Genomic DNA, 284 nt, shown 5'->3' on the forward strand with positions numbered 1-284 from the left:
AGATCTCGACGCCGGTTTCGGTGACGCCCACCGTGTGCTCGAACTGGGCGGAGAGCGAGCGGTCGCGGGTCACGGCGGTCCAGCCGTCGCCAAGAACCTTCACGGCCGGCCGGCCGAGATTGATCATCGGCTCGATCGTGAAGAACTGGCCGGGCTTGAACGGCACGTCGTAGCTGGCCCCGACGTAGTGCAGGATCGTGGGCGCGTCGTGATAGGTGCGCCCGAGGCCGTGGCCGCAGAAGTCGCGCCCCACCGAGCAGCGCTCGCCTTCCGCGAAGGACTGG

The 284-nt window shown here is 68.7% G+C and carries 1 protein-coding gene; it reads right to left on the reverse strand.

All coding sequences use genetic code 11. The features are described from left to right. Window positions 1-284: M24 family metallopeptidase (locus ACLBXO_RS32235; protein ID WP_447687970.1), on the reverse strand; the 284-nt coding region annotated here is incomplete at both ends.

The sequence above is a fragment of the Methylobacterium sp. C33D genome, assembly GCF_053345825.1.